Source organism: Novilysobacter longmucuonensis (assembly GCF_046600735.1).
GTDB lineage: Bacteria > Pseudomonadota > Gammaproteobacteria > Xanthomonadales > Xanthomonadaceae > Novilysobacter_A > Novilysobacter_A longmucuonensis.
Genome location: NZ_JBJMAW010000004.1, coordinates 14,711 through 27,870 on the forward strand (window position 1 = coordinate 14,711; position 13,160 = coordinate 27,870).

The 13,160-nt window shown below is 67.4% G+C and carries 12 protein-coding genes; 2 read left to right on the forward strand and 10 right to left on the reverse strand.

All coding sequences use genetic code 11. From position 1 onward, the window contains the following. Window positions 1–4: 4 nt before the first annotated feature. The 4 genes from secD to queA form a co-directional block, all read right to left on the reverse strand. Window positions 5–1,870 carry a protein translocase subunit SecD gene (gene secD, locus ACJQWM_RS05635; protein WP_332707145.1) on the reverse strand — a complete coding sequence of 622 codons (1,866 nt, stop codon included), beginning with the start codon at window positions 1,868–1,870 and terminating at the stop codon, window positions 5–7. Window positions 1,871–1,943: 73 nt separating this feature from the next. After that, the gene (gene yajC / locus ACJQWM_RS05640) at window positions 1,944–2,288 is read right to left on the reverse strand and encodes a preprotein translocase subunit YajC (protein WP_330970112.1); all 345 of its coding nucleotides are present in this window, start codon (window positions 2,286–2,288) and stop codon (window positions 1,944–1,946) included. 207 nt (window positions 2,289–2,495) lie between these two features. Further along, window positions 2,496–3,602 carry a tRNA guanosine(34) transglycosylase Tgt gene (gene tgt / locus ACJQWM_RS05645; protein ID WP_332707150.1) on the reverse strand — a complete coding sequence of 369 codons (1,107 nt, stop codon included), beginning with the start codon at window positions 3,600–3,602 and terminating at the stop codon, window positions 2,496–2,498. Window positions 3,603–3,735: 133 nt separating this feature from the next. After that, a complete protein-coding gene (gene queA / locus ACJQWM_RS05650) occupies window positions 3,736–4,800 on the reverse strand; it encodes a tRNA preQ1(34) S-adenosylmethionine ribosyltransferase-isomerase QueA (protein WP_332707153.1) in 1,065 nt (354 codons plus the stop codon). A gap of 292 nt (window positions 4,801–5,092) precedes the next feature. Between queA and ACJQWM_RS05655 the strand changes: the two genes are divergently transcribed. Together ACJQWM_RS05655 and upp are read left to right on the forward strand one after the other, a co-directional pair. Next, a complete protein-coding gene (locus tag ACJQWM_RS05655) occupies window positions 5,093–6,601 on the forward strand; it encodes an aminotransferase class III-fold pyridoxal phosphate-dependent enzyme (RefSeq protein ID WP_332707156.1) in 1,509 nt (502 codons plus the stop codon). Between the two features lie 359 nt (window positions 6,602–6,960). Continuing rightward, window positions 6,961–7,593: a uracil phosphoribosyltransferase gene (upp, locus tag ACJQWM_RS05660; protein ID WP_332707159.1), complete on the forward strand. Its 633-nt coding sequence runs from the start codon at window positions 6,961–6,963 to the stop codon at window positions 7,591–7,593. A gap of 253 nt (window positions 7,594–7,846) precedes the next feature. Here upp and ACJQWM_RS05665 read toward each other — a convergent pair whose 3' ends face one another. The 6 genes from ACJQWM_RS05665 to coaD form a co-directional block, all read right to left on the reverse strand. After that, entirely contained in the window at window positions 7,847–8,587 is a 741-nt protein-coding gene (locus ACJQWM_RS05665; RefSeq protein ID WP_332707162.1) for a TMEM43 family protein, read from the reverse strand. Beyond that, window positions 8,584–9,474: an MBL fold metallo-hydrolase gene (locus tag ACJQWM_RS05670; protein WP_332707164.1), complete on the reverse strand. Its 891-nt coding sequence runs from the start codon at window positions 9,472–9,474 to the stop codon at window positions 8,584–8,586. Before ACJQWM_RS05670 ends, ACJQWM_RS05665 begins: the two co-directional genes overlap by 4 nt. A 308-nt stretch (window positions 9,475–9,782) precedes the next feature. Then, entirely contained in the window at window positions 9,783–11,531 is a 1,749-nt protein-coding gene (gene ggt, locus ACJQWM_RS05675; RefSeq protein WP_411306731.1) for a gamma-glutamyltransferase, read from the reverse strand. 65 nt (window positions 11,532–11,596) lie between these two features. Further along, window positions 11,597–11,851: a YfhL family 4Fe-4S dicluster ferredoxin gene (locus ACJQWM_RS05680; RefSeq protein ID WP_332707170.1), complete on the reverse strand. Its 255-nt coding sequence runs from the start codon at window positions 11,849–11,851 to the stop codon at window positions 11,597–11,599. A 203-nt stretch (window positions 11,852–12,054) separates the two neighbouring features. After that, entirely contained in the window at window positions 12,055–12,576 is a 522-nt protein-coding gene (locus ACJQWM_RS05685) for a hypothetical protein (RefSeq protein ID WP_332707173.1), read from the reverse strand. Between the two features lie 18 nt (window positions 12,577–12,594). Continuing rightward, window positions 12,595–13,098, reverse strand: a complete 504-nt coding sequence (gene coaD / locus ACJQWM_RS05690; protein WP_332707176.1) for a pantetheine-phosphate adenylyltransferase — start codon at window positions 13,096–13,098, stop codon at window positions 12,595–12,597. Window positions 13,099–13,160: the final 62 nt, after the last annotated feature.

Consider the following 13,160-nt stretch of genomic DNA (forward strand, 5'->3'; position numbering starts at 1 on the left):
CCGGTCAGATCGCAAGCGACTTGAGTTTGCGACGGCCGCCGTAGATCAGCGTCGCGATGCCCCGCGAAGCCGACACCGCGGTGTACATCGAGGTGGTGATGCCCACGATCAGCGCGACCGCGAAACCCTTGACCGGGCCGGTACCGAAGGCGAACAGCGCCAGGCCCGCCAGGATCGCGGTGAGGTTGGCATCGACGATGGTGCCGACCGCCTTCTCGTAGCCGGCCGCGATCGCCGCGCGCGGCGGCAGGCCGGCGCGCAACTCCTCGCGGATACGCTCGTTGATCAGCACGTTGGCATCGACCGACAGCGCGACCGTCAAGGCGATACCGGCCAACCCCGGCAGGGTCAGGGTGGCGCCGAACATCGACATCACCGCTACCACCGCCAGCAGGTTGAGCAGCAACGCGATGCAGGTGATCAGGCCGAACACGCGGTAGTAGACCAGGAAGAACAGCAGGGTGAACACGAACGAATAGAACACCGCCTTCATGCCGCGCTCGACATTTTCCGCGCCCAGGCTGGGGCCGACCACGCGCTCCTCGACAAAGTCCATCGGCGCGGCCAGCGAGCCCGAGCGCAGCTGCAAGGCGAGGTCGGCCGCGAACTGCATGCTCTCCAGCCCGGTTGTCTGGAAATCCTTGCCGAACACGCCATTGATGTTGGCCACCGAGATGACCTCCCGGTCGACCCGTACCGTACGGACCTCCTCGCCACCGACCATGCGCACCTCGGGCACGCGCTCGATGAACACCACCGCCATCGGCTTGCCGACGTTCTGGCTGGTGAAGTCGAACATGCGTTGCCCGCCGGCATTGTTCAGCCGCACCGACACCGCCGGCGAACTGGTCTGTGGATCGATCCCTGAGGTCGCCCCGACCAGTTGGTCGCCGGTGGCGATCACGCGCTTGTTGAGCAGCACCGGGATCGGATTTCCATCGGGACCGACTTCGGTGCGGTAATAGATCTCCGCCTGCGGCGGCACCACGCCGCTGGTCACCGCGTCGTAGGGATTGCCCTCGACCACCGCGCGGTACTCCAGCGTCGCGGTGGCGCCGATGATGCGTTTGGCCTGTGCGGTGTCCTGCACGCCGGGCAACTGCACGACGATGCGATCGTCGCCCTGGCGCGTGATCACCGGCTCGGCCACGCCCAGCGCGTTGATGCGGTTGCGCAGCGTGCCCACGTTCTGCTCGAGCGCATCGGCGGCCATCTGCTGCAGCTCGGCGTCGGACACGCGCGCGGTCACGGTGTTGCCCTGGGTCGACAGCTGCAGGGTCGGCTCGCTGGTCGCGATCAGATCGCGCGCCTGGTCGACCTGGCCGGCATCGGCGAGGGTGGCGATGACCGTGTTGTCCGGACGGCGCTCGACCGACTGGTAACGCACGCGATTCTCGCGCAGCAGCACGCGCAGGTCCTCGGCGGTGACGTCCAGGCGCTTGTCGAGCGTGGCGTCCTGATCGACCTGCATGGTGAAGTGCACGCCACCGCGCAGGTCCAGGCCGAGCGGCATCGAGGTCGCCCCGAGCGCACTCAGCCAGTCCGGCACGGTCGAGGCCAGGTTCAACGCGACCACGTAGTCGTTGCCCAGGGCCGGACGCAGTGCGTCGGCCGCCACCACCTGGCTGGCAGGATCGGACAGGCGCACCAGCAGGTTGCCCTCGTCCAGCTCCACCGCCTTGGTGTCGATATCCGCCTCCTGCAGGAGCGACTCGACGCGCGCCAGCAGCGCCTCGTCGACGGTGCCGCCGCGATTGGCGGTGACCTGCACCGCCGGATCCTGCGGAAAGGCGTTGGGCAGCGCATAAAGCGCGCTGAACAGCAGGACGATCAGGATGACGAAGTATTGCCAGCGTGCGTAGGTCAGCATCGATTGGATCCCGCGGCGGCCGCGGGGCCGCCCGATTGGACAGGTGATGGCATCAGCCGGGAATGGCCGCGGCTCAGGCCGACTTCAAGGTGCCCTTGGGCAGCACGTTGCCGATCGCGCCCTTCTGCACGCGGATGCGCACGTTGTCGGCGATTTCCACGGTGACGAAGTTGTCGCCCAGCTCGGTCACGGTGCCGGCGATGCCACCGTTGGTCAGCACTTCGTCACCCTTGGACAGCTTCTCCAGCATCGCCTTGTGCTCCTTGGCGCGCTTCATCTGCGGACGGATCATCAGGAAATACATGATGCCGATCAGCAGGATCGGGAACAGCAGCGACATACCGCTGAAACCCTGCGCGGCCGGCTGCGCGGCGGCCTGGGCGTAGGCGGGGGCGATCACTAGGTCGAGAAGGTTCATGTCGGACATCCGGTTGGTTTCACGAAAAATAGCCGGGGATTATGGCATGGCCGCGGTTTCGAGCCTCTCGCCCCCGGAGAGGGTTGGGGATTTGACTTGCTGGCGCCCTTGTAGGAGCGGCTTCAGCCGCGATCTGGAGCCGGCCGCGGGCGAGCAGACAGCCGATCGCGGCTGAAGCCGCTCCTACAAAGGGCGGGGTCGCAGCAATCAGCGACGGGCCGAGTGGAAAGACTCCCGGAACGCCTGAAAGGTTCCCTGTCCGATCGCCTCGCGCATCTGCGCCATCAACCGCTGGTAGTAGCGCAGGTTGTGCAGCGTGCCGAGCATCGGGCCGAGCATCTCGTTGCAGCGGTCCAGGTGGCGCAGGTAGGACCGGCTGAAGCCGCTCGCGCAGGCGTAACAATCGCAGCCCTCCTCGATCGGACGCAGGTCGCGCTCGTATTTCGAGTTGCGGATGCGCACCGTGCCGGAGGAGGTGAAAAAATGGCCATTGCGCGCATTGCGGGTCGGCATCACGCAGTCGAACATGTCGACCCCGCGCGCGACCGACTCCACCAGGTCCTCCGGCCGGCCCACCCCCATCAGGTAGCGCGGACGATCCGCGGGCAGTTGCGGCGCGGTGTGCTCGAGCATCGCGTTGCGCTCGTCCTCGGGCTCGCCGACCGCCAGGCCACCGATCGCATAGCCGTCAAAGCCGATGTCCTTCAGGCCGGCCGCCGAGCGCGTGCGCAGATCGTGGTGCACGCCGCCCTGGACGATGCCGAACAATGCCGCGTCATTGCCCTCGTGCGCCCGCCTGCTGCGCTCGGCCCAGCGCAGGCTCAGCTCCATCGACGCGCATGCGACCTCCTCGGTCGCCGGATAGGGTGTGCACTCATCGAAGATCATCACGATGTCCGAGTCGAGCACCTTCTGGATGCGCATGCTCTCCTCGGGCCCGAGGAACACCTTGCTGCCATCGGTGGGTGCGGCGAAGGTCACGCCGGCCTCGGTGATCTTGCGCTTGTGCGCGAGCGAGAACACCTGGAACCCGCCCGAGTCGGTCAGGATCGGCCCGCTCCAGCGCGCGAAGCCGTGCAGACCGCCGTGATCGGCGATCACCTCCAGCCCCGGGCGCAGATACAGATGGAAGGTGTTGCCCAGGATGATCTGGGCGCCGAGCGCACCGACCTGCTCCGGCATCACCGCCTTGACCGAGCCGTAGGTACCGACCGGCATGAACGCCGGCGTGTCGACTATGCCGCGCGGGAACCTCAGGCGTCCGCGACGGGCGGCGCCATCGGTGGCGAGCAGTTCGAAGGACATGCGGCTCATGGCGCGCTCCCGTCATTCCCGCGAACGCGGGAACCCAGTGTCGTTGAACGAGGCGCCAACCTCTTCGCAACACGGGCGCTTTTCGCGGAAGCCGCTGGGTTCCCGCGTTCGCGGGAATGACGAGCAAGAACGATCATCGCGCCTGCTCCAGCCGCACCTGCTCCGGCCACAACAACATCGCATCCCCATAGGAGAAAAACCGGTAGCGCTCGCGTATCGCGTGCGCATACGCGGCAAATACCCGCGACTTGCCGGCGAAAGCGGAGATCATCATCAGCAAGGTGCTCTCGGGCAGGTGGAAGTTGGTGATCAGCGCATCGACCGAAGCGATGCGGTAGCCCGGCAGGATGAACAACCGCGTCTCGCCGGCAAACGGCTGCAGCCGGCGGTCACCGGCCTGATCCATGCGTGTTGCCGATTCCAGCGCACGCACCACCGTGGTGCCGACCGCGACCACCCGGCCGCCGGCTTCGCGGGTGCGGTGGATCTTCTCGACCAGCGCGGCGCCGACGTTGAGCCACTCACTGTGCATCACGTGCTGATCGAGGCTTTCCGCGCGCACCGGCTGGAAGGTGCCGGCGCCTACGTGCAGCGTGACATGGCCGAACTGCACGCCGCGCTGCTGCAATGCGTCCAGCAACGGCTGGTCGAAATGCAGCCCGGCGGTGGGCGCGGCGACCGCGCCGACCTCGCGCGCGAACACGGTCTGGTAGCGCTCGGTATCGTCCGCGCCAGGCTCGCGCTGGATGTAGGGCGGCAGCGGCAATTGGCCGGCATGCAGCAGCCAGTTTTCCAGCGCATCGGAGACATGGAAACGCAGCCGGTAGAACTCGCCCTCGCGGCCGAGCACTTCGGCCTCGCCGCCGGCGTCCAGCGCGATCCGCGCGCCGGGCTGGGGCGACTTGCTGACGCCGAGCTGCACGCGCGCCTCATCGCCGCCGAGCAGGCGCTCGATCAGGATTTCCACGCGGCCGCCGGTGCTCTTGTGCCCGAACAGCCGCGCCGGGATCACCCGGGTGTCGTTGAACACCAGCAGGTCGCCGGGCGCGAGCAGCTCGGGCAACTCGGCGAACACGCGATCCTCGAACGCCGCCTCGCCCGGCGGCACCAGCAGCAGCCGGCTGGCCGAACGCTCGGGCAGCGGCGCCTGGGCGATCAGCCCGGGTGGGAGCTCGTAGTGGAAATCGGATTTTTTCAAGGACTTGGCGGCGACGCAGCGCCAGACGGCGCATCCGCGCGGGTGGGCATTATCGGGCGGCGCGCTCGAAGACGCCAAATGAAGGCTCCGTCGCTTCGTTCCGTTCTTGCTTCGGCACCCGGACAGTCAACCGCCGCGTGCGCCGGATCCCGGCAGGCGGGGGTTACGCGGATCTGGGCGCGGTGCTAAAATTGCCGCCAAGTTATTGTTTCCATTAGCACTACAGCCGAAGCGCGGGGGCCACCTCGCGTTTTTTGTTTCACGACCGCAACACCGGTTCCGGGAGGACGCCATGAACCTGCTCGATACCCTCAAGCCGCTGCGCGCGCACGCGGGCACGCGCCGCACGCCCGGCCTGGACGACGCCACCCTGGAGCGCTTCGCCGCGACCCATCCGGAACTGGGCGAGGCGGTGGATGCCGCTGCCGCTGAATACGCGCGGCTTTTGGACGGCGACGCCAAGGGCGACTTCGCCAAGCTGCTCGACCAGGACGAGGACGCGCAGGTCGCGTCGGTGCAGGCGGGCTTCATCAATTTCTATCCCGAGGACGGGGTCAACCCCTATGTCGCGCTGACCGCGCGCGGGCCGTGGATCGTCACCCTCAAGGGTGCAGTGCTGCACGACTCGGGCGGCTACGGCATGCTCGGTTTCGGCCATGCGCCGCAGACCGTCATAGACGCGATGGCCAAGCCGCAGGCCCTGGCCAACATCATGACCCCGAACCTGTCGCAGCTGCGCTTCGACCAACTGCTGCGCGAGGCGATCGGGCTGGGCCGCGATTGTCCCTACAGCAAGTTCATGTGCCTCAACTCCGGCTCCGAGGCGGTCGGCCTGGCCGCGCGTATCGCCGATGCCAACGCCAAGCTCATGACCGACGAGGGCGCCCGCCATGCCGGCCGCACGGTCAAGCGTGTGGTGGTCAAGGGCGGCTTCCATGGCCGCACCGATCGGCCGGCGCTGTATTCCGACTCCACCCGCAAGACCTACGCGCAGCACCTGGCCAGCTACCGCGGCGAGAACTCGGTGATCGCGATCGAGCCTTACGATCTGGACGCGCTGAAGCAGGTCTTCGCCGAGGCAGACAGCAACGGCTGGTTCATCGAGGCGATGTTCCTGGAGCCGGTGATGGGCGAAGGCGATCCCGGCCGCGGCGTGCCGCCGGAGTTCTACGCCGCCGCGCGCCAGCTCACCCGCGAGCATGGTTCGCTGCTGCTGGTCGACTCGATTCAGGCCGGCCTGCGCGCGCACGGCGTGCTGTCGATCGTGGACTATCCCGGTTTCGAGGAGCTCGACGCGCCGGACATGGAGACCTACTCCAAGGCGCTCAATGCCGGGCAGTACCCGCTGTCGGTGCTGGCCGTGAACCCGCACGCCGCCGAGCTTTACAAGAAGGGCCTGTACGGCAACACCATGACGGCCAACCCGCGTGCACTCGACGTCGGCTGCGCCGTGCTGTCGCAGGTCAGCCCGGCACTGCGCGAGAACATCCGCGCGCGCGGCGCGGAGGCATTGGAGAAGCTGGAGAAGCTCAAGGGCGAGCTTGGCGGGCTGATCACCAAGGTCCAGGGCACCGGCCTGCTGTTCTCGTGCGAACTCGACGCGCAGTTCAAGTGCTTCGGCGCCAACTCCACCGAGGAATGGCTGCGCGAGCGCGGCATCGGCGTGATCCACGGCGGGGTGAACTCGCTGCGCTTCACCCCCACCTTCACCATCACCAGCGAGGAAGTGGACCTGCTGGTCTCGATGGTCGGCCGTGCGCTGAAGGAAGGCCCGCGCAAGGAGCAAGCCGCCGCGGCGTAACTACCGCGCCATCGCAAATTGAACAAGGCCGGGGCAACCCGGCCTTTTTCATGCCCATTCGATATCGCTCCCCTGTAGGAGCGGCTTCAGCCGCGAGCTTTCAATCAACGGCAAAGGCATTGGACACGGATCAGAGCAAAAAGAAGCGGATCAAGGCGAATAGAGCTTCTTGCTCAGAAAAGCCTTTGCTTTTATCCGCCCTTTTTCGCTCTGATCCGTGTCAAAAGAATTTTCTGATCTTCAACCCGATCGCGGCTGAAGCCGCTCCTACCGGCGACGGTAGATGGTGTACCACCCGTCTCACTGTCACATCGCATCCAACCTACTTTCCCGGCCAGCCATCGACTACGCTGGCGCCCATGAAGATCGTTGAAGTCCGCCATCCACTGGTGCAGCACAAGCTCGGGCTGATGCGGCGCGCCGACAACAGCACCAAGAGTTTTCGCGAACTGGCATCGGAGGTCGCGATGCTGCTGACCTACGAGGCCACCTCGGACCTGGAAACCGAGGACGCGACAGTCGACGGCTGGGCCGGACCGGTCGCCACGCGCAGGATCAAGGGCGCCAAGGTCACCCTTGTGCCGATCCTGCGGGCGGGGCTTGGCATGCTGCCGGGGGTGCTGGAGCTGATCCCGGCGGCCAAGGTCGGCGTGGTCGGCCTGCAGCGCGACGAGGCCACCCTGCGGCCGGTCGGCTACTACGAAAAGCTCAGCGGCCGCATGGACGAACGCACCGCGATCATCCTCGACCCGATGCTCGCAACCGGCGGCAGCCTGATCGCCACCATCGACCTGCTCAAGGCGGCCGGTTGCCGCCGCATCAAGGGGCTGTTTCTGGTGGCCGCACCCGAGGGGCTGCGCGCGCTGGAGGCCAGGCATCCGGACGTGGAGGTGTATGTCGCCTCGATCGATGAGCGGCTCAACGAAATCGGCTACATCCTGCCGGGCCTGGGCGATGCCGGCGACAAGATATTCGGGACGAAGCACGAGTAAAACGCGAGCTCCACGGGTCCCGTAGGAGCGGCTTCAGCCGCGAACGTCAACGCAGGAACGACGCGAGTCCCGACCGCCGCATCCGGGCTCACGAGCGATCGAATCTCAGCATCCTGGTGAGAGCTTGCCCCAACCGTAGAGTGGGCACGCATTATGCGCCCGCCGCCGGCTCGCCGCGGCGGCCGTAGGGCGGGCACAGGAGCGTGCCCACCCTACGAGGCTGCGCGAGGCAGCGAGCAGTGGCCGTGTCGGCTTATGAACCACCCCGCCGCCGTCGTATCGCAATCACAACCACCAGCGCCGCCGTGCCTCCCAGCAGCCAGGGCCACCAGTGCACCCACGCCCATTCGTCCTCGGGCCGATCGGCCACCGGCGGCAGCGGCGCCGCGTTCAGTGCCGCGGCCGCGGTCCGGGGCGACAGGTGCCAGGCGCCGTCGCGCAGTTCGACTCGGCCGGGCAACGGCGGCAGCCTCAGCTCGCGCCAGGTGATCCGCAGGTCACCCACCTGCGGATCCAGCGGGTTCTCGGCGCTGCCAAGCCCGTCGCCTTCGGGCTGGAAAGTCGCGGCCATGTTGAGCGGCAGCCTTGAAAAGCTCGGCCGGAACGGATGCCACTCGCCGGTCGCCCGCAGCACCCGCTGGTCGATCGGCCGGCCGTCGAGCGTCGCGTCCTGCGACCACCAGCGTTGGCCGCCGATGGGCAATGCCGGGTTGTCGTGGCCGGGGGCGAAGCCGCTCGAATCGATCCTGGCCCCGTTCCACACCCGCCGGTAACCCTCCCCGGTGACGCGCCACTGGTACATCTCGACCTGGCGGTCCAGGCCGAACGCGCGCGTGCGCACGCCAAAATCGGGATCGCGCAGCGGCGGCCCGGGGTCCGGCTCGCCCTGCGGCAGCGCCTGCAATCGGGGCGATGCGACCGCGGCCGGCTCCTGCGCCCACGCCGGGACCGCCAGCAACCACCACAGCGCCAGCGCGGCACCGGTTCTGCTCACGCAAGCAAGGCTCTTGCGTGCAGCTCGGCAACCTCATGGGTGGTGCCGAAGCGGCCTTTCTCGTCCTGCGTCACCTGCGCCAGTGCGCAGCCGGGATCGTGGGTGAAGAACAGGTGCACCTTGCGTGCGAGCTTGTCGGCCAGGAATGCCTTCTTCTCGTCGATCAGCAGCTCGGCATTGCGGTCGTACCCCATCGTGATCGGCACGTGCACCCAGGGCCGGCCCGGGATCAGGTCGGCGCAGAACACCACCCCGCCGTGCGACTGATTGCCGACCCGCTCCGGACCGGCAATCTCGGCCAGCATCAGGCCCGGCGTATGGCCGTGGCTGTAATGGAAACGCACGCTGTCACCGAGCGCCTGCGAATGCGCGCCATCGACCAGTTCGAGCCGCCCGCTGGATTCGAGCAGCCCCGGCAGTTCCGGGATGAAGCTGGCGCGGTCGCGCGGGTGGGGGCCGGTCGCGCGCTGCCAGTGCTCCCGGCCGACCACAAAGCTCGCGTTGGAAAACAGCAACCGCGGCGGCTCACCCTCGGCCCAAGGCGCGAGCAATCCGCCGGCATGGTCGAAATGCAGGTGCGAGAGCACGACCACGTCGATGTCCCCGGGGGCGAAGCCCGCTGCGGCCAGCGAGTCGAGCAGCACGTGGCGGTCCTCGACCACGCCGTAGCGTTCGCGCAACCTGGGCTCGAAGAACGCGCCGATGCCGGTCTCGAACAGCACGGTCTTGCCGTTGAGCGGACTGGCGAGCAGCGCACGGCAGGCCAGCTCGATACGGTTGTGCTCGTCGGGCGGCGACCACTTGCTCCACATCGCGCGCGGGGCGTTGCCGAACATGGCGCCGCCGTCGAGCTTCTGGCTGTTACCGATCAGCGACCAGAGTTTCATCGTCGACTCCATCTGTCGGCGGCAGGCGCCGTCGCTGCCATGATCGGGCATCGCCGGGGGCAATGAAAGCTGCGGACAAAGCAGGGCGAAGCAGAGGCAGGGACAACAGCAAATCCCCCTCAACCCCCTTTTTCAAAGGGGGAGGTTCAAGCCGTTCAGAGGGATTTGTTGTTGCTTGGCTCCCTCCTTTGGAAAAGGGTGAAGCGGCGCGTTTGCGAACCACAGGTTCGCGCGCCGATGAACGCCCGCAGGCTGTGCCTGGGGGCCGGGCGGGCTGGGGAGGATTTGCTGTTGCCCTACCGTCAGCGTTATCGATCCGCCGACAGCTCCACATCGGCCTCACCCACCGGGCTGCGCGGGTCGGATGCCCCGCTCAGCGTGTTCCCGACCCGGTCCCACTGCACCGTCTGCAGGTTGCCCCAGGTGTGGCTGGAGCCGCTGCCGCTGACCGTGTCCGGTGGCCGCTTGACGGTGTGTCCCATTGTTTCCAGCTTGGCCGCGACATCGGCGTCGATCGCATTGGACTCGGCCGAGATCGCATCGGGCATCCACTGGTGGTGAAAGCGCGGCAACGCGGCGACCTGTTGCGGATCGAGGTCCTCATCAAAGCCGAGGATCCCAAGCAGCACCATCGTGATGATGCGGCTGCCACCCGGCGTGCCGAGCACCGCGACGCGGTCATCGGACACCATGAAGGTCGGCGTCATCGAGCTGAGCATGCGCTTGCCAGGCTCCGGCGCGTTGGCCGCATAACCCATGACACCGAACGCGTTGGGCGTGCCGGGCTTGAGCGCAAAGTCGTCCATCTCGTTGTTGAGCAGCACGCCGGTACCGGGCGGGACCAGGCCCGAGCCGAAGGTCAGGTTGACCGTCTGGGTGACCGAGGCGCGGTTGCCTTCGCTGTCGATGATCGAGAAATGGGTGGTGTGCTCGTCCTCCAGCGGGGTCGGCTCGCCGGATAACAATTGGCTTGGCGTTGCCCGCTCGGGATGAATCGTGGCGCGCAGCCCGGCCGCGTAGGCCGGGTGGGTCAGCAGCTCGACCGGTACCTCGACAAAGTCCGGATCACCCAGGTAGAACGTCCGGTCGCGGAACGCGCGGCGCATCGCCTCGACGGTCAGGTGGATGCGCGAGGCGGCATCCAGCGTCGACAGGTCCCACGCTTCCAGGATCTGCAGCATCTGCGCCAGCGCCACCCCGCCGGAGGACGGCGGCGGCGCGGTCACGATTTCCCAGTCGTGGTAGCCGAACCGCAGCGGCTCGCGTTCGCGCACGCGATAGGCAGCCAGCTCCTCGGCGGTCCAGCGTCCGCCCTCGGCGGCCACGCCGGCGCGCAGCTTTTCCGCGACTTCGCCGCGGTAGAAGCCATCGGCACCGTGCTCGGCCAGCCGCTCCAGGGTGCGAGCCAGGTCGGGCTGGCGCAGGATCTCGCCTTCGGTGGGTGGATCGCCGTCGGCCAGGAACACCGCGCGGGTGCCCGGGTAGCGCTCCATCACCTCGCGGCGCCGGGCGTAGCCCCGCTCCAGGCGCGCGTAGACCGGGAAACCCTCACGCGCGAGCCGGATGGCCGGTGCCAGCGAAGTCTCGAGCGGCAACCGGCCATAGCGCGACGCAATGTGGTCCAGGCCCGCGGGCAATCCGGGGATGCCGGCCGCCCACGGGCCGTTGGTAGCCAGGTCACGGTCGAGTTCGCCGTCCTCGTCCAGATACGCCTCGGGGGTTGCCGCGATCGGTGCGGTCTCGCGTGCGTCGACGAATACGTCGCGCTGGTTGCGCGCGTCATGCAGCAGGAAAAACCCGCCGCCACCGAGCCCGGAGCTGATCGGCTCGACCACCGACAACGCCGCCGACACCGCGACCGCCGCGTCGAAGGCATTGCCGCCGGCGCGGATGGTTTCGAAGCCAGCCTCCGTCGCCAGTGCATGGGCGCTGGCGATCGCGGTACCGGGTGGTTGCTTCGCCGCCACCAATGTCGGGGTGGCTTCGGCTGCGCTTGCGCTTGCGCTATTGGCGCACAACAGCAGGACGAGCAGCAGCAGGCCGGAGCCATTCCGCAGAACCGAGCCTGCCCGGCTTGCCAGTCGGCTGCAGCGGAGCAGGCTCCGCTCTACGCAGGATGTTTTCACGTGGACTCCTGTTGCAGCCGCGCCAGTTTGGCCAGCAGTGCTTCGTGGGACTCGGGATGGGCTGCATCGGGGTCGATGCACTCGACCGGGCACACCACCACGCATTGCGGCTCGTCGAAATGGCCGACGCATTCGGTGCATCGGGCCGGGTCGATCACGTAGATCGTCTCGCCCTGCGTGATCGCCTGGTTGGGACAGGCCGGCTCGCAGACGTCACAGTTGACGCAGAGTTCGTTGATCTTGAGGGACATTCGACTGGGCGGTGGAAGCCGCCGGTTTCTTTCCTGTCGTTGCGCGCGATGGGCGCCGAGCCTGTGGGCTTCTCATGCAAAAAAGCGGAAAACGGGCATTCTGCGCCGGATGACGCATCGGCAAAACTCGCCGGATTCCCGCATGCACGGGATGACGCATCGGCAAAGCCGCCCGCGCGCGAGCGCGGGCGGGGGCCGGTGCGTCATTTGGCTTCGATGAACACGTACTCCGCGCCCGAGGGCTCGACCGCCGTCTGCACGCGCTCGCTGTCGTTCGCCGCACCGATAAACAGCACGCGGACGCCTTCGAGGGTGCCCGGGGTGGCCTGCTCGAACGCGGACACGGTGAGGTCGGCACTGTGCTGCGAGGAGGACGAGCCGAACGCCAGCAGCGTGCCGGCGTTCACGCCGCGGCTGACATCGGTACGGGCCTTGTCGAGCTGGCGGCCGTACGCGCCCTCGAACCCTTCCGAGTCCACCGGCGGCAGCGTGTAGACGTAGGTGCTGCTGGACTCGCCGATGTTGCGGGTGACCACATCGGTCAGGTAGGCGTTCCATTGGTCCTGGTCGGTGCCGGTCGGTGCGGCCATCGGCGCCTGCACGACTTCGACGTTGTCCTCGTCGGCACCGTTCTGGCACGCGGCCAGCACGGGCAGCGAGAGGCAGGCGATCAGCAGCATGCGGGTGGTGGTCTTCATCGGTTTCCCCTTGGTGGTGTCATTCATGTGCGGGTGCGGTGGGTGTCATGCGCGGGTGCGTTGCCATTGTGCCTGCAATGCCTCGGTCACCGCCGGCGGCACGAAACCGGAAATATCGCCGCCCAGGCGGGCGATCTCGCGCACCAGCGAGGAAGAGATGAAGCCGTATTGCTCGGCCGGGGTCAGGAACAGGGTCTCGACCTCCGGAATCAGGTGACGGTTCATGCTGGCCAGCTGGAATTCGTACTCGAAATCCGACACCGCGCGCAGGCCGCGCAACAGCACCCCGGCACCGAGCTCGGCGACAAAATGCGCGAGCAGCCGATCGAACCCGCGCACCTCCACGTGCGGGTGGTGCGCGACGGCGCTGCGGGCCAGTTCGACCCGCACGTCCAGCGGCAGCGCCGGGCTTTTACCGGGGCTTTCCGCCACCCCGATGATCAGCCGCTCGAACAGCGGTGCGGCGCGATCGACCAGGTCGATATGGCCGTTGGTGATCGGGTCGAAGGTGCCGGGATAAACGGCGATGCGGGAACGGGCCACGGTCATTCGGGAGTCATTCGCTCGCTGGCGGATGGATGGATTCCGACGCGGAAGCTTCAGGATGCGGT

Coding starts and splice junctions, on each gene's coding strand:
- secD (WP_332707145.1), bottom strand. CDS start 1,870: ATGCTGACCTACGCACGCTGGCAATACTTCGTCATCCTGATCGTCCTG.
- yajC (WP_330970112.1), bottom strand. CDS start 2,288: ATGAACCTTCTCGACCTAGTGATCGCCCCCGCCTACGCCCAGGCCGCC.
- tgt (WP_332707150.1), bottom strand. CDS start 3,602: ATGAGCCGCATGTCCTTCGAACTGCTCGCCACCGATGGCGCCGCCCGT.
- ACJQWM_RS05655 (WP_332707156.1), top strand. CDS start 5,093: ATGAACCTGCTCGATACCCTCAAGCCGCTGCGCGCGCACGCGGGCACG.
- upp (WP_332707159.1), top strand. CDS start 6,961: ATGAAGATCGTTGAAGTCCGCCATCCACTGGTGCAGCACAAGCTCGGG.
- ACJQWM_RS05670 (WP_332707164.1), bottom strand. CDS start 9,474: ATGAAACTCTGGTCGCTGATCGGTAACAGCCAGAAGCTCGACGGCGGC.
- ACJQWM_RS05680 (WP_332707170.1), bottom strand. CDS start 11,851: ATGTCCCTCAAGATCAACGAACTCTGCGTCAACTGTGACGTCTGCGAG.
- ACJQWM_RS05685 (WP_332707173.1), bottom strand. CDS start 12,576: ATGAATGACACCACCAAGGGGAAACCGATGAAGACCACCACCCGCATG.
- coaD (WP_332707176.1), bottom strand. CDS start 13,098: ATGACCGTGGCCCGTTCCCGCATCGCCGTTTATCCCGGCACCTTCGAC.